The sequence below is a fragment of the Pseudomonas sp. TH06 genome (genome assembly GCF_016651305.1).
Classification (GTDB): domain Bacteria; phylum Pseudomonadota; class Gammaproteobacteria; order Pseudomonadales; family Pseudomonadaceae; genus Aquipseudomonas.
The window spans coordinates 1436666-1453787 of record NZ_JAEKEC010000001.1 but is presented as its reverse complement, the minus strand read 5'-3'; the positions used below and the strand labels follow the sequence as shown (position 1 = coordinate 1453787).

At 60.1% G+C, this 17122-nt stretch carries 15 protein-coding genes; 10 read left to right on the top strand and 5 right to left on the bottom strand.

The annotated features are described in order from the left end of the window. The first annotated feature begins 4 nt into the window (after positions 1–4). Positions 5–826, top strand: a complete 822-nt coding sequence (gene aroE, locus JFT86_RS06375) for a shikimate dehydrogenase (protein WP_201236169.1) — start codon at positions 5–7, stop codon at positions 824–826. 115 nt (positions 827–941) lie between these two features. Here the strand turns inward: aroE and JFT86_RS06370 are convergent, their stop codons facing one another. The 3 genes from JFT86_RS06370 to betC form a co-directional block, all read right to left on the bottom strand. Next, entirely contained in the window at positions 942–2510 is a 1569-nt protein-coding gene (locus tag JFT86_RS06370) for a SulP family inorganic anion transporter (protein ID WP_201236168.1), read from the bottom strand. 210 nt (positions 2511–2720) lie between these two features. Further along, entirely contained in the window at positions 2721–3641 is a 921-nt protein-coding gene (gene choX / locus JFT86_RS06365) for a choline ABC transporter substrate-binding protein (RefSeq protein ID WP_201236167.1), read from the bottom strand. Positions 3642–3657: 16 nt separating this feature from the next. Further along, on the bottom strand, positions 3658–5172 hold the full coding sequence (betC, locus tag JFT86_RS06360) for a choline-sulfatase (protein ID WP_201236166.1): 1515 nt from the start codon (positions 5170–5172) through the stop codon (positions 3658–3660). Positions 5173–5286: 114 nt separating this feature from the next. On the opposite strand from betC, the gene JFT86_RS06355 reads away from it, so the two are divergent. Continuing rightward, positions 5287–6237: a LysR family transcriptional regulator gene (locus JFT86_RS06355; RefSeq protein WP_201236165.1), complete on the top strand. Its 951-nt coding sequence runs from the start codon at positions 5287–5289 to the stop codon at positions 6235–6237. 27 nt (positions 6238–6264) lie between these two features. Here the strand turns inward: JFT86_RS06355 and JFT86_RS06350 are convergent, their stop codons facing one another. Further along, the gene (locus JFT86_RS06350) at positions 6265–6930 is read right to left on the bottom strand and encodes an NAD(P)H-binding protein (protein ID WP_201236164.1); all 666 of its coding nucleotides are present in this window, start codon (positions 6928–6930) and stop codon (positions 6265–6267) included. Positions 6931–7013: 83 nt separating this feature from the next. Here JFT86_RS06350 and JFT86_RS06345 point away from each other — a divergent pair, with 83 nt between their 5' ends. Further along, positions 7014–7340, top strand: a complete 327-nt coding sequence (locus JFT86_RS06345) for a DOPA 4,5-dioxygenase family protein (protein WP_201236163.1) — start codon at positions 7014–7016, stop codon at positions 7338–7340. Between the two features lie 16 nt (positions 7341–7356). Here JFT86_RS06345 and JFT86_RS06340 read toward each other — a convergent pair whose 3' ends face one another. Beyond that, positions 7357–7758 (bottom strand): GFA family protein, encoded by a 402-nt coding sequence (locus JFT86_RS06340; protein ID WP_201236162.1) that lies wholly within the window; start codon positions 7756–7758, stop codon positions 7357–7359. Between the two features lie 319 nt (positions 7759–8077). Between JFT86_RS06340 and JFT86_RS06335 the strand changes: the two genes are divergently transcribed. From JFT86_RS06335 to JFT86_RS06305, 7 genes are all read left to right on the top strand, one after another. After that, a complete protein-coding gene (locus JFT86_RS06335) occupies positions 8078–9385 on the top strand; it encodes a CitMHS family transporter (RefSeq protein ID WP_201236161.1) in 1308 nt (435 codons plus the stop codon). A gap of 85 nt (positions 9386–9470) precedes the next feature. Continuing rightward, a complete protein-coding gene (locus JFT86_RS06330) occupies positions 9471–10238 on the top strand; it encodes a TerC family protein (RefSeq protein WP_201236160.1) in 768 nt (255 codons plus the stop codon). 388 nt (positions 10239–10626) lie between these two features. After that, positions 10627–12285, top strand: coding sequence for a Na/Pi cotransporter family protein (locus tag JFT86_RS06325; protein WP_201236159.1), 1659 nt, complete (start codon positions 10627–10629; stop codon positions 12283–12285). 168 nt (positions 12286–12453) lie between these two features. Further along, positions 12454–13833, top strand: a complete 1380-nt coding sequence (locus JFT86_RS06320; protein WP_201236158.1) for an insulinase family protein — start codon at positions 12454–12456, stop codon at positions 13831–13833. Between the two features lie 256 nt (positions 13834–14089). After that, the gene (locus JFT86_RS06315) at positions 14090–15118 is read left to right on the top strand and encodes a DUF5924 family protein (RefSeq protein ID WP_201236157.1); all 1029 of its coding nucleotides are present in this window, start codon (positions 14090–14092) and stop codon (positions 15116–15118) included. Positions 15119–15173: 55 nt separating this feature from the next. Further along, positions 15174–16322 carry an ABC transporter permease gene (locus JFT86_RS06310; protein ID WP_201236156.1) on the top strand — a complete coding sequence of 383 codons (1149 nt, stop codon included), beginning with the start codon at positions 15174–15176 and terminating at the stop codon, positions 16320–16322. Further along, positions 16319–17122 carry an ABC transporter ATP-binding protein gene (locus JFT86_RS06305; protein ID WP_166222142.1) on the top strand — a complete coding sequence of 268 codons (804 nt, stop codon included), beginning with the start codon at positions 16319–16321 and terminating at the stop codon, positions 17120–17122. Before JFT86_RS06310 ends, JFT86_RS06305 begins: the two co-directional genes overlap by 4 nt.

The following is a 17122-nucleotide window of genomic DNA, read 5'->3' as shown; positions in this document are numbered from 1 at the left end:
TCTGATGGATCGTTACGTTGTTTTCGGTAACCCGATTGGCCACAGCAAGTCGCCGATGATTCACAAGCTGTTCGCCGAGCAGACCGGCCAGCACCTCGACTACAGCACCTTGCTGGCGCCACTCGACGACTTCGTCGGTTGCGCCACGGCGTTTTTCCAGGAAGGTCGCGGTGCCAACGTCACCGTGCCGTTCAAGGAAGACGCCTATCGTCTGGCCAACAGCCTGACGGCGCGGGCGCAACGCGCCGGCGCGGTGAACACCTTGAGCCAACTCGCTGACGGTACGCTGCTCGGCGACAACACCGACGGCGCCGGACTGGTGCGTGATTTGACGGTAAACGCCGGGTTCAGCCTGACCGGCAAACGTATTCTGCTGCTCGGCGCGGGCGGCGCGGTGCGTGGGGCGCTGGAACCGTTGCTCGCGGAGAAACCGGCGTCGGTGATCATCGCCAATCGCACGGTGGATAAAGCCGAGCTGCTGGCGGAACTGTTCTGCGATCTGGGGCCGGTGTCGGCCAGCGGTTTCGACTGGTTGCAGGAGCCGGTGGACGTGATCATCAACGCCACGTCCGCCAGCCTCACTGGCGAGGTGCCGCCGATTTCACCGAGCCTGATCGAGCCGGGCAAGACCCTGTGCTACGACATGATGTACAGCAAGGAACCGACCGCGTTCTGTCGCTGGGCCAGTGAGCATGGTGCGGCGGTGTCGATGGATGGCTTGGGGATGTTGGCTGAGCAAGCCGCCGAGGCGTTTTATCTGTGGCGCGGTGTGCGTCCGGACACTGCGCCGGTCCTGGCCGAGCTACGCCGCCAACTAGCGCTATAACCCTTGTAGGAGTGAGCCTGCTCGCGATAGCGGAGTGTCAGATGCAAATGCTTCAACTGATACTCCGCTATCGCGAGCAGGCTCACTCCTACAGGGGGATGCGGTGTTTGTTGAATCAATCCTCAAACCGGATCGGACATTTCTCCGTCCCTTCAAGCTTCCTCAACTCCTCCACCACCTGCGGCCGCGCCCCGCGCAAGGTCAGGCTGCGATCCTGGCTCAGCAAGCGCCGCGCCTCCTGGTGCAGCATTTCCACGCCCGAATAGTCGATAAAGTTGATCTGCTGCGCCTCGATCACCACCCGCGCACCGTGCATGCGTTGCAGGCGTACTTGCAGATAATGGCTGGCGCCGAAAAAGATTGAGCCGCCGACGCGCAACACATCGTCCTCGCCGTCACGCCAATGTTGCACCCGGGGTTGCGAGGTGCGCTTGAGGTAGAAGAACAGTGACGCCAGCACCCCGGCATAAATCGCCGTCTGCAATTCCAGCAGCAACGTGGCGAGGCAGGTCAGGCCCATCACCACGAACTCTGCACGGCTGACCCGCAGCAATGCACGAATGCCACGATGATCCACCAGCCCCCAGGCAATCAGCAGAATGCTGCCGGCCATGGCCGGGATCGGAATGTGCGCGATCAGCCCGGCGCCGAAAATCGCGAACAGCGCGACCCAGATTGCCGAAAACACTCCGGCCAGCGGCGAGCAGGCACCGGTCTCATAACTTAATCCCGAGCGGGTGAATGATCCGGCCGACAGCGATCCGGAAAAGAACGCCCCGACAATATTCGATAAACCCTGCGCGCGAACTTCCTGATTGGCATCGAGCAACTGCTGCGAGCGCGCGGCAATCGAACGGGCAATCGACAGGCTGGTGACCAGCCCGAGCATGCCCACCGCCACGGCGCTCGGCAGCAGACGCAGGATCAAGTCCAGATCCAGCGGCAACCCGCTGAAGGGCGGCAAGCGGCCGACAAAAGCGCTGACCAGATGCACGTGACCGAACATCGCCGGCCACAGCCACACCAGCAAACTGGCCAACACTAGAGTGATCAACAGCGTCGGCCAGCGCGGCAGCAATTGTTTCAACACCACGCCCACCACCACGGTAGCGATGCCGAGCAGCAACGAAGGTTTATCCACAGCCCTGAGATGTTGCAGCAGATCCATCAGGCTGGCCAGCGCTGTGGCTTTCGCTGGCAGCTCCAGCCCGAGCAGATTCGGCAACTGCCCAATGGCAATCACCACTGCCGCGCCAAGGGTGAAACCGAGCACCACCGAATGCGAGACAAAATTCACCAGTGCGCCAAAGCGCAACAAACCGAGCAACCACTGGAAAATCCCGGCAAGAAAGGTCAGCAGCAGAATCAGGGTGATGTAGTCCTGGGAGGCTGGCACGGCCAGCGGACTGACGCTGGCATACAGCACAATCGAAATCGCCGCCGTCGGGCCGCAGATCAGGTGCCACGATGAACCCCACAGACAGGCGATCAGCACCGGGATGATCGCGGCGTAGAGGCCGTATTCCGGTGGGAGACCGGCGATCAGGGCGTAGGCAATCGACTGGGGTAACGCGAGAATCGCACCGCTGAGGCCGACGATCAGATCCCGACCGACGCTGGCGCGGGTTTGCCGCGGGAGCCAGGTAAGGAAGGGCAGCAGTGAGCGGCGGCTGGGGAAGGCCATGGGTCCTCGCGGTGGGGGTTTTCAACAAGCCTATCAGGACTCAGCAATCATTGTGGCGAGAGGATTTATCCCCGTTCGGCTGCGCAGCAGTCGCAAAACCATGGCATTCGGTTTACCTGATACACCGTGAATACTGGATTTGGGGCCGCTTCGCAGCCCAACGGGGATAAATCCCCTCGCCACAGGAAGTGGGTCAACTGTTGGATACCGTTACAGTTTGGCTTTCACGGCTGGCAACGCATCCTTGCCATCAGCCGTCTTCACCCCATCCAGCCACTTGTCCAGCACCGCCGGATTCGCCTTGATCCACGCCTTCGCCGCATCAGCATTGCTGACCTTCTTGTTCACCACCTCGGCCATGATGCTGTTCTCCATCTCCTGAGTGAACGAAAGATTGGTCAGCAATTTACCCACGTTCGGGCAAGCCTCGGCGTAACCCTTGCGCGTCAGGGTAAACACGCTGCCGGTATCACCGAAGTATTTCTCGCCACCCTTCAGGTAATGCATTTTCAGCTGCACGTTCATCGGGTGCGGCGTCCAGCCGAGGAAGGTGACGAATTTCTGCTTCTTCACCGCCCGCGATACCTCGGCGAGCATCGCCTGTTCGCTGGACTCGATCAGTTTCCACTGACCCATGTCGAAGTCGTTCTTCTTGATGATTTCCTGCAACGAGATGTTCGCCGGTGCGCCGGAGCCGATGCCGTAGATCTTGCGCTCGAACTTGTCGGCGTATTTGTTCAGGTCGGCAAAGTTATGCACACCCGCGTCCCATACGTAGTCCGGCACCGCCAGGGTGAACTCGGTGCCGTCGAGGTTTTTCGCCAGTTGCGTGACGTCACCGGTGGCGACGAACTTGTCGTAGAAACCCTGCTGCGCCGGCATCCAGTTGCCGAGGAACACATCGACCTGGCCGTCCTTCAAGCCGCCAAAGGTGATCGGCACCGCGAGGGTGTCGACCTTGGCCTTGTAGCCCATGCCGTCCAGCAGAAACCCGGTAATGGCATTGGTCGCGGCGATGTCGCTCCAGCCGGGATCGGCCATTTTCACCGTCTCGCAGCTTTGCTCGGCGAATACCGATCCGCTGCCCAGCGCCAATAGGCTGACCGTCAGTGCTGTGGATAACTTGCGCATGGACTTCCCCTTAACATTATTGGTTTTGGCAGGGTTGTGGATAACGGGCCTTGCGTTCCAGATCATCGAGGTCGATGTGGTTGCGCATGTACTGCTGACTGGCGTCCACCAGCGGCTGGTGATCCCAGCTCTTCAGCTTGCCGATGGTCAACGCATCGGCGACAAAGCGACGACGGCGCTGGCTGGCCAACACATCGCGGTGGATCGCCGGAATATCCCACTTGGCTTGCGCTTCGGCGAGAAAATCGGCGAATAGTTGGCGATGTTGTGGCGATTGGCTGAGTTCTTCCAGTTCTCGCGGATCATTGCCTACATCAAAGAGCAAGCAAGGGTCGCTTTCACTGTAGATAAATTTGAAAGCGCCACGACGGATCATCATCAACGGGCTGATCGTGCCCTCGGCCATGTACTCACCGAAGACTTCATCATGGCCGCCCTGCCCTTGCAGATGCGGCACCAGCGAACGGCCATCCAGCGGCAGGCCCGGTTCCAGCGTGCCGCCGGCCAGTTCGACGAAAGTTGGCAACAGGTCGGCGGTGGACACAGCCGCGCTGACTCTGTTCGCATTGAATTGCCCCGGTGCACTTATCAACAGGGGCACGCGGGCCGCCATTTCAAACCAGTGCATTTTGTACCAGAGACCTTTCTCGCCGAGCATGTCGCCGTGGTCGCCGGAGAACACGATGATGGTGTTGTCGATCAGTCCGGTTTCTTCGAGGGTTTGCAGGAGTTTGCCGACGTTGGCATCGATATAGCTGCACGCTCCGAAGTAAGCACGTCGCGCGTCACGGATCTTATCCACAGGCAGTGGCTTGTCCCACAGGTCGTAGACCTTAAGCAAACGTTGCGAGTGTGGATCGAGTTCATGTTGATCCGGTGTCGTCGGAAGCGGGATATCGGCATCGTCGTACAAATCCCAGAAAGCCTTGGGAATCGTGTACGGGTCGTGTGGGTGCGTCATCGACACGGTCAGGCAGAACGGCTGATCGCCGTCCTCGCGGATGTGATCGAACAGATATTGCTGCGCCTTGAACACCACCTCTTCATCGAAGTCGAGCTGGTTGGTGCGCACGCATGGCCCGGCCTGCAGTACCGAAGACATGTTGTGATACCAACTCGGCCGCACATCGGGCTCATCCCAGTTCACCGCCCAGCCGTAGTCGGCCGGGTAGATATCGCTGGTCAGACGTTCTTCATAGCCATGCAATTGGTCCGGGCCGCAGAAATGCATCTTGCCCGCCAGTGCGGTGCGGTAGCCGAGGCGCCGCAGGTAATGGGCGTAGGTTGGAATGTCGGCGGGGAAATCGGCAGCGTTGTCGTAGGCGCCGATCTTGCTCGGCAACTGGCCACTGACCAGAGTAAAACGCGACGGCGCGCACAACGGGCTGTTGCAGTAAGCGGCGTCGAACACCACGCCTTGGGCGGCTAGGCGGGAAAGATTGGGCAGTTTGATCGGCGAAGGGCCATAGAGCGGCAACATTGGCGCGGCCATCTGATCGGCCATGATGAAAAAAATATTCTTGCGCTTCATGTGATCGCGGCATTCCATAGTGAATATTTATGCGACATTGCTGCGATCGAGCATGGAGCCCATGCTGTATCCGGTAAAGCCCGCTCTGGACAATGACTAGGATAAGCACAGCTTATGTATGAAGCCCTTGGTGATCTGTCGCTGGACCTGCTTCGCGCCTTCGAGGCCGCCGCGCGGCAACGCAGCTTCACCGCTGCGGCGGTAGAGCTGGGCACCACGCAACCGGCGATCAGTCAGCAGATCAAACGGCTGGAGGAGCAGCTCGGGACACGCCTGTTTGATCGCATCTACCGCGGCATTGAGCTGACGGAGGTCGGTACGATCCTGTTCAAGCAAGTTGTCCTTGGTTTGCAGAATATCGACGCAGGATTGAGCGCAATCAGCGCACAGCAGCAACATGAAGTCCTGCAAGTCGCCACCGATTTCGCCTTCGCCGCGTATTGGTTGATGCCACGACTGCACCGCTTCCACGAAGCCAACCCTCACGTTGATGTCAGCCTGGTCACCAGCGAACGCAACCACAACATGCTGCGCACCGACATCGACGTGGCAATCCTTTTTGGTGACGGGCGTTTCAAGCAGGGCGAAAGTCATTGGTTGTTCAGCGAAGAAGTGTTTCCGGTGTGCAGCCCGCTACTGCTCAAAAATCGCTCAGCGCCCCTGCCCGCTCAGGCCTTGCTGGAGTTTCCGTTGCTGCACCTGCGCGGTGAGAACAGCAGCAATTGGTTCGACTGGAGCGGATTGTTCCGGGAACTCGGCATCACTACCCCGCCGGCCCCGGGGCAGTTACGTTTCGACAATTACACGCTGTTGATTCAAGCGGCGATTGGCGGCCAGGGCGTGGCGATCGGCTGGCGGCACCTTGTGGATAACTTATTGGCCCAAGGTTTGTTGTGTCGACCGATTGCCGAAACCACTTTGTCGCGGTTGGGCTATTACGTGGTGTTGCCCCAGCGCAAACGGCGTGGGGCGTTGATTGAGCAGTTTGTCGATTGGTTGATGGCGGAACAGGCGAGCAGTGCTGAATCGTTGGCAGGGCTGGCGCTGCCTTCGATTGCGGTCTGAAAACCAGAAGATCGCAGCCTGCGACAACTACAGGGGGTTGGCGGCGACGAAGTTCACATGTTCACCGACATGAAGATTCAGCCGCAGCTCATCAGCAATGCCCACAGCCACGCGATTCAAGCGCTCCAGCGGTTCGGCCAGTCCCGGTTCGAGCGTGCTGCCGACCTGACTGAAATGTTCAATCGTCAAACCCGCAACGCCACGCGGCGCGTTGACCAGCGTCCAGTGGAGCGGGCTGCTTTGCAGGGCCTCGCGAACTTCCTCGGCGGCGTGGCGTTGCAGGCGGTCTTCCAGATCCGGTTCGTCGAGCACGGCAAAGTCGCCGACGACAAACAACCGCGAGATGTTGGCTGCCTGCAGACCATCGACCAATGAATCGACGGCCAATACCTGCTCCACGGGCCCGAGCAACACGGATCGTTCGACATGATCACTACTGAATGGCAGGCCCGGCGCATCAAGCAGACAGATCACCGCTGAACTGCCGGCCACGCTCTGATTGACCCGCTCGGAGTCGAACAGATCGCCGCTTTTGGTGCGCAGGCCCGGACGCGGTGCGAGCACATTCAAATCATCCAGTATCGCGATCACTTCGTGCTGTCGGCGCAGCAGTTCAGCCATCAACGCGCTGCCCAGGCTACTCATGGCACCATAGAGCACCACTTTTACCGCCGGGGTTTCGGCATTTTTCATGGCTGAGCCCTTTCGTTATCCCTTGTAAGGCGTGTGACACATGGGCAACGCCGAGGGTTCGAACCGATTTTCGAGGCTTACAGATGCAAGCGATCAAGGGCTATCACGCCCACGTCTATTTCGATGCCGGCACCATTGAACAGGCGCGGGCCTTGTGTGAACAGGCTGCACAGTTGTTTCCGTTGAAGATGGGCCGCGTCCATGAGCGCCCGGTCGGCCCGCACCCGGACTGGAGCTGCCAATTGGCTTTCGGCCCGGAGCTGATCGGCGAGGTGTTGCCGTGGCTGGCGCTCAATCGCAAAGGTCTGGTGGTGTTTCTGCATCCGGACACTGGTGATGATTTGCTCGATCACACCGAGCATGCGATCTGGATGGGTGCGATTCGGCCGCTGGATCTGTCTATTTTTTGATCAGACTTTCGTAACTCTACAATGTTTCTTCAGGTTCGCCCGGCAAGTGCTCATCCAGATGCAGCCAAGGCAATTGGCTGTCGGTCCAGATGTGTCGTTCAGCCGGGGCCTGTTCAGGGTGGTCCAGGGTGGCGATGGTCACATCGATGCTCGCGGGACTGAGCAACGTCACCAGCGCCAGTTGCGCGCCACAGTTCGGGCAGAAAAACCGTGCGCAACTGCTCGACGAGTCATAACGCGACGGCGTGTCATTCAGCCATTGGAAATTCGCCGCCGGCACGGTGATCCACGTTGTCACGATGCCGCCGCTGACCTTGCGGCAGATCGAACAATGGCAGTGCGCGATGTCGTGCAGCGCACCGCTGAACTGATAACGAATGTGTCCGCAATGGCAGCCACCGCTGTGCAATTCGCTCATTCTCAAAGCCCTCCTCCCCGTGTTCATTGACCTGGTTCGCATCCGATGATCGGTTGACCGTTCATTCCAAGCTTTCATCAGCGAAAGCTGGCTGAAAGCTTCCCCCTTTAGGATCGCCTCACTCCCGGCAACAGACCGGTTGGCCAACGCGTGTGATTGCTCGCGCGCCTGGCCCAATTAACAACAACAATGGTGATTCTGATGTCCTCTGTAGCCCGCCTCCTCGCTAAAACTCCGCCCGTACGCCTCGTGCTTGCCGTTCTGCGCTGATCCCCCCGATCTGCTCATCCCCTAGCCGCGCTACGCCTGGAGTATTCCCATGCTGACTTTCCTTGGCTTCGCCATGGTCATCACGTTCATGTTCCTGATCATGACCAAGCGCCTGTCCGCGCTGATCGCTCTGATCATCATTCCGATCATCTTCGCCCTGTTCGGCGGTTTCGCGCCGAAGATCGGCCCGATGATGCTCGAAGGTATTACCAAGCTCGCGCCGACCGGCGTGATGCTGATGTTCGCCATTCTCTACTTTGCCTTGATGATCGACTCCGGCCTGTTCGACCCGGCCGTGCGCAAGATCCTCAAACTGGTCAAGGGTGACCCGCTGAAGGTTTCGGTCGGTACCGCCGTACTGGCGCTCGTCGTTTCCCTCGATGGTGACGGCGCGACCACTTACATGATCTGTGTGGCCGCGATGCTGCCGCTGTACAGCCGCATCGGCATGAGCCCGCGAATCATGGCCGGCCTGATCATTCTGGCCGGTGGCGTGATGAACATGACCCCATGGGGCGGCCCGACCGCGCGTGCGGCGAGTGCCTTGCATGTCGATCCATCGGACATTTTCGTGCCGATGATTCCGGCGATGGCCGCTGGTGTCGTGGCGATCCTGCTGATTGCCTACTTCTACGGTAAGCGTGAGCGTGCGCGTCTGGGTGAACTGCACCTGGCGGGCGACGAGATCGATCACAGCGAAATCAGCGTCTCGCAATTCCCGGATGCCCGTCGTCCGAAACTGATCTGGTTCAACGGCGCCCTGACTTTCGGTCTGATGTGCACGCTGATCGCCGGCCTGCTGCCGCTGCCGGTGCTGTTCATGGTCGCGTTCAGTATCGCGATGATCGTCAACTACCCTTGCCTGCAAATGCAGAAGGATCGCGTTGCGGCCCACGCCGGCAGCGTGCTGGCGGTGGTCGGGCTGATCTTTGCGGCGGGTATCTTCACCGGTATCCTGAGCGGCACCGGCATGGTTGATGCGATGTCGAAAAGCCTGTTGGCGGTGATCCCGGATTTCCTCGGCCCGTACCTGGCGGTGATCACGGCGCTGGTGAGCATGCCGTTCACCTTCTTCATGTCCAACGACGCTTTTTACTATGGCGTGTTGCCGGTATTGGCCGAGGCTGCCAGCCACTACGGAATCACCGCAGTGGAAATGGCCCGTGCCTCGATCGTCGGTCAGCCCGTCCACTTGCTGAGCCCATTGGTGCCATCGACCTATCTGTTGGTGGCCCTGGCCGGCATCGATTTCGGTGACCACCAGCGTTTCACCCTGAAATGGGCGATTCTGGTTTGTATCTGCATCCTGATTGCTGCACTGCTGTTGGGGACTTTCCCGGTGTTCAGCACTCTATAACCCCAAGACTCACCGTTTCGGGTCCTGGCTTCGCGGTTTGAAGCCCGGACCTTTTTCGGTTTAACACTCGTTCAAAGGAATACACATGGATTGGCTGACCAACCCCGAAATCTGGGTTGCCTTCTTTACGTTGACTGCCCTGGAAATCGTCCTCGGCATCGATAACATCATCATGATTTCGATCCTGGTCAGCCGCATGCCCAAGCACATGCAGCAGCGCACCCGGATCTTCGGTCTTGGCCTGGCCATGATCACGCGAATCCTGTTGCTGCTGTCGATCACCTGGGTCATGCGCCTCACCGCCGACCTCTTCGAGGTGTTCGGCCAGGGCATTTCCGGTCGCGACCTGATCCTGTTCTTCGGTGGTCTGTTCCTGCTGTGGAAGAGCTCGCAAGAGATGTATCACGCGCTGGAAGGTGAAGACGAAAGCGACGACACGCCTGGCGGCAAGGGCGGCAACTTCCTCTACACCATCATCCAGATCGCGATCATCGACATCGTCTTCTCGCTGGATTCGGTGATCACCGCAGTCGGCATGGTTTCCCATGTACCGGTGATGGTTGCAGCGATCATCGTCGCTGTGCTGGTGATGATGCTGGCCTCGGGCAAGATCAGCGAGTTCATCGACAAGCACCCGTCGCTGAAGATGCTCGCGCTGTCGTTCCTGCTGGTGGTCGGTACGGTGCTGATTGCCGAGTCGTTCGACGTGCATGTGCCGAAAGGCTACGTCTACTTCGCGATGGCGTTCTCGCTGGCGGTTGAAGCGATCAACATCAAGCTGCGCGGCGCAATGGCCAAAAAGAAACAGCAGCAGGATCCGGTGAAACTGCGCAAGGACATCCCGGGCCAGTAATCGGGATAGCCGCAAATACAAAACCTGTGGGAGTTGGCTTGCCAGTCTCCCACAGGTTTTTTTGTACCAGCGAAAACCTGTGGCGAGGGGATTTATCCCCGATGGATTGCGCAGCAGTCCCCTGCTTCTAGCTTCAACTACGGGGCCGCTGCGCGACCCATCGGGGATAAATCCCCTCGCCACAGGATCATTGGCACATTCGAAAGCGGGGCTGTGATTCAGAGGTGGATGAAGCTGTTTTCATGACACTTTTGTTTCAATCGGCACTTTAGCTGTGCAATGCTGGCGCCCAGACCGTTCGCCAACTACAGCTTAAGTATCAGAACGTAGAAACCGTGCGGTACCGTCAACTTGCCCCTCTGGGGCGCTGCAACTACAGGGGGTCTGCATGCTCACCCTGCTCAATCTGCTTTCCGCCGTCGCCCTGCTGATCTGGGGCACGCACATCGTCAGAACCGGGATCCTGCGGGTCTACGGCACCAATCTGCGCCATGTGATTGGCCAGAACATGTCCAAACGCTGGCTCGCCTTTGTCGCGGGCATCGTCGTGACCGCGATGGTGCAGAGCAGCAACGCCACCGCCATGCTCGTCACGTCTTTTGTCGGCCAGGGCCTGATGGCGCTGACCCCGGCGCTGGCAACCATGCTCGGCGCCGACGTCGGTACGGCGTTGATGGCGCGAGTGCTGACGTTTGACTTGTCGTGGTTGTCGCCGCTGCTGATTTTCCTTGGGGTGATTTTCTTTCTGTCGCGCAAACAGACGCGGCTCGGGCAAATGGGCCGGGTCAGCATTGGTCTGGGGCTGATCATTCTCGCGCTGCAACTGATCGTCGAAGCCGCTGCGCCGATCACCCACGCACAGGGCGTGAAAGTGATTTTCGCCTCGCTGACCGGCGACATCCTCCTTGACGCCCTGGTCGGCGCGTTGTTCGCAATGATTTCCTACTCCAGCCTCGCCGCCGTGTTGCTCACCGCGACGCTGGCCGGGGCCAGTGTGATCAGTCTGCCAGTGGCGATCGGTCTGGTGATCGGCGCCAACATCGGCAGCGGCGTGCTGGCGTTCATGAGCACCAGCATGCAGAACGCCGCCGGCCGGCAAGTGGCGCTGGGCAGCCTGTTGTACAAACTGATCGGCCTACTGCTGATCATCCCGGTACTTGACCCACTGGTGCACTGGATCGACAGCCTCGATTTCAGCCCGCAGGAAATGGTCATCGGCTTTCACCTGCTCTACAACACCGCGCGCTGCCTGATTCTGCTGCCTTCGGTAGGGCCGATGGCGCGACTCTGCGCCTGGCTGCTGCCGGAGCGTCCGGAGGTCAACGGCACCGCCAAACCGCGTCACCTTGATGCGACCGCATTGGTCACACCGAGCCTGGCCCTGGCCAACGCTGCGCGGGAAACCCTGCGCATGGGCGATCTGCTCGACAACATGCTCGACGCGACGCTTGATGTGCTGCGTGGCAAGCAGACCGCCGTTACCCAGGAAATGCGCCGGCTGACCGATGACGTCGAAGCGCTGTACAGCGCGATCAAGCTGTATCTGGCGCAGATGCCCCGCGAGGACCTCGGCGAGCAGGACAGTCGGCGCTGGGCCGAGATCATCGAGTTGGCGATCAACCTGAAACTGGCCAGTGATCTGATCGAACGCATGCTGCGCAAGATCCAGCAGCAGAAGACATCCCAGCGCCGTTCGTTTTCCGAAGAGGGGCTGGAGGATCTGGCCGGGTTGCAGCAGCAACTGACCGCCAATTTGCGCCTGGGCCTGTCGGTATTTCTCAGCGGCGACAAGGAAAGCGCCCGGCAATTGCTCCGTGAAAAACGTCGTTTTCGCGCACAGGAACGCCGTTTGGCCCATGCGCATGTCAGTCGCTTGCAACGTAAGATCGTGCAGAGTATCGAGACCAGTTCGCTGCACCTGGAATTGATTGCGGACATGAAACGGCTTAACTCGCTGTTTTGCAGCAGCGCGTATGTGGTGCTGGAAACGACGGATACCGGCGCGCTGGCGGCGGACGATATTGCCGACATCACGCATTCGCCTTGAACGTCTGCGGCTGGGTTTAGTCAGTTACATTGATTCAGCCTTCAGGCCGCTATCGCGAGCAGGCTCACTCCTACAGGGGGACGCATTCCAAAAGTAGGAGTGAGCCTGCTCGCGATGGGGTCCTGACTGACGACACGGATCTCCAAATCAGCCGTATGGAAGCCTGTTATGCGTTGCCTGTTGTTCGCCTGTCTGTTGCTCGGTTCCCTGCCCGCCTTTGCCCTGGATCGTTTCCAGGTCGAAGGTTATGCGCTGCCCAACGGTTTGCAGTTGTTGCTCAAACCCGGCACGGAACGCGGGCATGTGGCGATCCGGCTGGTGGTTGGCGTCGGTCTCGACGATTTTGACTGCGATGAAAAAGAGCTGCCGCATCTGCTTGAACACTTGCTGTTCAGCGGCATCGACGCCACCGGCGAAGGTGGCCTGGAAGAGCGCATGCAAGCGCTCGGCGGTGAATGGAATGCTTTTACCAGCAACGCCGACACCACGTTCGTTATCGAGGCCCCGGCGAAAAACCAGCGCAAGGTGCTCGATCTGTTGCTCGATCTGCTGACCCAGACGCGCATCGACGACAACGCCATCAACGCCGCCAAACGCGTGGTCGAACGCGAGGACGGCGGCCATTACACGCGCCTGCAACGCTTTCTCGATCGCCAGGACCTGGGCCACACGGCGAGCAATCAACTTGCCGTGGAGCTGGGCCTGAAATGCCCGCAGCGCGCCGAGGTTGGCCATCTGACCCAGGAACAACTGGAGAAGGTGCGCAAGGCCTGGTACGCGCCGAATAACATGACCCTGATCGTCGTCGGTGAGCTCGACAAACTGCTGCCGGCCTATCTGGAACGCACCTGGGGCGCGCTCGAAGCGGTTGACCCGAGCGAGCACCGAGCGTTGCCGGACATCCGCACCAGTGCCGCCCATGAACGCACCCTCACCCGTGGTTTTATCGGCGACAGCGCCAAGCTGCACTGGCTGGTGCCGGAGCCGGTGCTGGACGATCAGTACGACGAAACCTTCGACATCCTCAAGGACTACCTCGACTGGGCGCTTTACCGACAAATCCGCCTGAACCATGGCTTGTCCTACGGGCCGTGGGCCGAGCGTGAAGTGTTTGGCGGCGTCGGCTTCATGAGCCTGAATGCCGATCTGGATCGCGATGACGTCGACGAAGCCATTCAAGTGCTGGAAGACCTCAAGGCCGATCTGCTGAAAAACGGCCTCGACGCCGACACCTTCGCCCGGATCAAACAAGCTGCCATTGCCCATCAGGCCTGGGCCGTACAGGGCAACAGCGCGATGGCCGATTACTACTGGAGCGCGCTGGGAGATTACGAGGATGGCCGCTTCGCCAACCCGGCGCGGGAGCTGCAAGGCGTGACACTGGAGACGGCGAACAAGGCCATGCGGGAATTGTTGCTGCAACCGGGGTATCTGCGGATCGAGAAGCCGTTGATCAGTGATGATCAGGTGTTGTGGCTGGTGGCGGGTGGATTGGGTGTGGTGTTGCTGGGGCTGATTGGCTGGCGGTTGCATCGCAAACGAGCTTGAAGATCAAAAGATCGCAGCCTTCGGCAGCTCCTACATGGAATACCCCTGTTGTGATGATGAGGTTCCTGTGGCGAGGGGATTTATCCCCGATGGGCTGCGCAGCGGCCCCAACCCCGACAAACCCGTTCCTCCAGACAAAACGCATGTGCAGGATTTGCGACGGCTGCGCCGCCGATTGGGGATAAATCCCCTCGCCACAGGGGCCCGGCGGCGTTAACCTTTCTGGGATTTTTCCTACAGCGTTGTGAACCCCGACATGCCGAAAATACAGCTCCTGATCCAGCGCATCCTCGAACTGATGAAGCGCTATCCGGGGGTCATTGCGCTTGGCGGTTTCATCTCCGGGGTCGGCAGTTTCATTCTGGTCGACCGCCAGCAGGGGCTGGCGAGCTGGATCACCATCATCATGCTGCTCAGCTGGATCTGGCTGATGCTGGAAAACACCCTGACCGGCCTGTTCACCCGCGTGTTCAAACGGGAAATCCCCCAGCCGTTGCTGCGTTACGCGACGCAGATGATCCATCAGGAAAGCCTTTTTTTCGTTCTGCCGTTCTTCTTCATCACCACGACGTGGAACAGCGGCCAGCTGATTTTCACCGGCCTGCTCAGCGTCGCTGCACTGATCTCCATCGTCGATCCGCTTTACTACAAATGGCTGGCGCCACGGCGCTGGGCGTTTCTCGCGTTGCACACCCTGACCCTGTTCGCCGCCCTGCTCACCGCGCTGCCGGTGATCATGCACCTGACCACCGCGCAGAGTTTCAAATGGGCACTGGGCATTGCCGTGTTGTTGTCGTTCCCGAGCCTGGCGTCGATTTTCCCGATCCGCACGGTGCGTAACGCGCTGGCGATTCTCAGCATCACCATTGGCATTGGCGGCGTCGGTTGGGTATTGCGTTCGTGGGTGCCGCCGGCAACGCTGTGGATGACTGACGTGGCGATCAGTACGCAGTTGCAGGATCGCACCCCCGGCGCCAGCCTCGATACGGTCAGCGCCGAGCAGATCCGCAACGGCGGGCTCTACGCCTACACCGCGATCAATGCGCCGCGCGGGCTCGATGAGCGGATTTATCACGTCTGGCAGTTCAACGGAAAAGAGGTCGACCGCATCGCCCTCGACATCCACGGCGGACGCAAGGAAGGCTACCGGGCGTGGACGCACAAGCAGAATTTCCCCGGCAACCCGGCGGGCAAATGGCAAGTCCGGGTGCTCACCGAGGACGGCCAGGTGATCGGCGTGCTGCGTTTTGAAGTGACGGACAGCACAGCGATCAAAGAAAAGTAATCGGGTTCGTGCTATTACGTATGCCAGCGTATTTAGCCGAAAAAGCACGGAGCTTATGACCAGCAGCTCGATCACCGGCAGTGCCCAACTGGATACATCGATCAGCCCTGCCCGCCTGCGGGTGTCCGGGGACTGGACGCTTGCCCATTACGCCGAGCTCAAGCACCTGACCGAAAAGCTCCACGGCCAATATGACACCACTACCTCGATCGACCTTAACGGTCTCGGCGCCCTCGACACCGCTGGCGCTTCCTTGCTGGTGGAACTGCTCGGCTCAGAGCGCCTCGGCAAATCCGCCGAACACCCCGATTGCACGATTTCCCAGGCCGACCGCGCCCTGCTGCAAACGGTGTATCGCTCACTGACCGATTTCTGCGTGCCGGTCAAAGAGCCGGAAGTCAGCGTCAGCGTGCAACTGCTGACGCGCATCGGTCGTGCCGTCGATACGGTCTGGCAGGACACCCTGCAAGTGCTGGGTTTCATCGGCCTGATCCTCGAAACCATTGCCCGTGGACTGTTCCGGCCCAAGCGCTGGCGGATCACGCCAATGATTGCCCACATTGAACAGACCGGTCTCGATGCCGCACCGATTGTGGCGTTGCTGACCTTTCTGGTCGGCGCCGTGGTGGCTTTTCTCGGCGCGACGGTGCTGGCCAGTTTCGGCGCGACGATTTTTACCGTGGACCTGGTCGGATTCTCGTTTTTGCGTGAGTTCGGCGTGTTGCTGACCGCGATCCTGATGGCTGGGCGCACTGCCAGTGCCTTCACCGCACAGATCGGCTCGATGAAGGCCAACGAAGAGATCGACGCGATTCGCACACTGGGCCTCGACCCCGTCGAGTTGCTGGTGGTGCCACGGGTGCTGGCGATGCTGGTGGCGCTGCCGATGCTGACGTTTCTGGCGATGCTCTGCGGGATCATTGGCGGCGGTGTGGTCTGCGCGGTGTCGCTGGGAATTTCGCCGGCAATGTTCCTCTCGGTGCTGCAAGCCGACATCGGCATTCAGCACTTTCTGGTGGGGCTGGTGAAAGCCCCGATCTTTGCGTTCCTCATTGCGACGATTGGCTGTCTGGAAGGTTTCAAGGTCAGCGGCAGCGCCGAATCGGTCGGCGCCCACACCACCTCGGCGGTGGTGCAGTCGATTTTCGTGGTGATCGTGCTCGACGCGGTGGCCGCGCTGTTCTTCATGGAGATGGGCTGGTGAGTCGTCTACCCCGCGCGCCCTCGGAGGCGGTGATTGAAGTCCGTGGCCTGTGCAATCGCTTTGGCAGCCAGAGCGTGCACGAAAACCTCGATCTGGATTTGTACAAGGGCGAAATCCTCGCCGTGGTCGGCGGCTCCGGCAGCGGCAAGTCGGTGTTGCTGCGCAGTATCGTCGGCCTGCGCCGGCCCAGCGAGGGCGTGGTCAAAGTCTTCGGACAAAACCTGCCGAGCCTGTCCGAGCATGAGCGTTCGCTGGTCGAACGGCGCTTTGGCGTGCTGTTCCAGAAAGGCGCGTTGTTCTCGTCGCTGACCGTCACCGAGAACGTCGCCCTGCCCCTCATCGAACACGCCGGCCTCAGCCGCGAGGACGCCGAACATCTGGCGGCAGTCAAACTGGCGCTGGCCGGGCTGCCGCTGTCGGCGGCGGACAAGTACCCGGCGTCGCTGTCCGGCGGCATGATCAAGCGTGCGGCGCTGGCCCGGGCGCTGGCGCTGGACCCGGACATCCTGTTTCTCGATGAACCGACCGCCGGCCTCGATCCGATTGGCGCGGCACAGTTCGATCAACTGATCCTGACTCTGCGCGATGCGCTGGGCCTAAGCGTGTTTCTGGTGACCCACGACCTCGACACGCTCTACACCATCACCGACCGCGTGGCGGTGCTGGCACAGAAGAAAGTGCTGGTCGCCGGCCCCATCGACGTCGTTTCGGAAACGGATGACGCGTGGATTCACGAATACTTCCACGGCCCGCGCGGCCGCTCGGCGCTGGACGCCGCCAAATTGCTCAACGAGGTCTGA

What these genes read in the sequence shown, in the direction of transcription:
- aroE (WP_201236169.1), top strand. Translation starts at nt 5, where the DNA reads ATGGATCGTTACGTTGTTTTCGGTAACCCGATTGGCCACAGCAAGTCG.
- JFT86_RS06370 (WP_201236168.1), bottom strand. Translation starts at nt 2,510, where the DNA reads ATGGCCTTCCCCAGCCGCCGCTCACTGCTGCCCTTCCTTACCTGGCTC.
- choX (WP_201236167.1), bottom strand. Translation starts at nt 3,641, where the DNA reads ATGCGCAAGTTATCCACAGCACTGACGGTCAGCCTATTGGCGCTGGGC.
- betC (WP_201236166.1), bottom strand. Translation starts at nt 5,172, where the DNA reads ATGAAGCGCAAGAATATTTTTTTCATCATGGCCGATCAGATGGCCGCG.
- JFT86_RS06355 (WP_201236165.1), top strand. Translation starts at nt 5,287, where the DNA reads ATGTATGAAGCCCTTGGTGATCTGTCGCTGGACCTGCTTCGCGCCTTC.
- JFT86_RS06350 (WP_201236164.1), bottom strand. Translation starts at nt 6,930, where the DNA reads ATGAAAAATGCCGAAACCCCGGCGGTAAAAGTGGTGCTCTATGGTGCC.
- JFT86_RS06345 (WP_201236163.1), top strand. Translation starts at nt 7,014, where the DNA reads ATGCAAGCGATCAAGGGCTATCACGCCCACGTCTATTTCGATGCCGGC.
- JFT86_RS06340 (WP_201236162.1), bottom strand. Translation starts at nt 7,758, where the DNA reads ATGAGCGAATTGCACAGCGGTGGCTGCCATTGCGGACACATTCGTTAT.
- JFT86_RS06335 (WP_201236161.1), top strand. Translation starts at nt 8,078, where the DNA reads ATGCTGACTTTCCTTGGCTTCGCCATGGTCATCACGTTCATGTTCCTG.
- JFT86_RS06330 (WP_201236160.1), top strand. Translation starts at nt 9,471, where the DNA reads ATGGATTGGCTGACCAACCCCGAAATCTGGGTTGCCTTCTTTACGTTG.
- JFT86_RS06325 (WP_201236159.1), top strand. Translation starts at nt 10,627, where the DNA reads ATGCTCACCCTGCTCAATCTGCTTTCCGCCGTCGCCCTGCTGATCTGG.
- JFT86_RS06320 (WP_201236158.1), top strand. Translation starts at nt 12,454, where the DNA reads ATGCGTTGCCTGTTGTTCGCCTGTCTGTTGCTCGGTTCCCTGCCCGCC.
- JFT86_RS06315 (WP_201236157.1), top strand. Translation starts at nt 14,090, where the DNA reads ATGCCGAAAATACAGCTCCTGATCCAGCGCATCCTCGAACTGATGAAG.
- JFT86_RS06310 (WP_201236156.1), top strand. Translation starts at nt 15,174, where the DNA reads ATGACCAGCAGCTCGATCACCGGCAGTGCCCAACTGGATACATCGATC.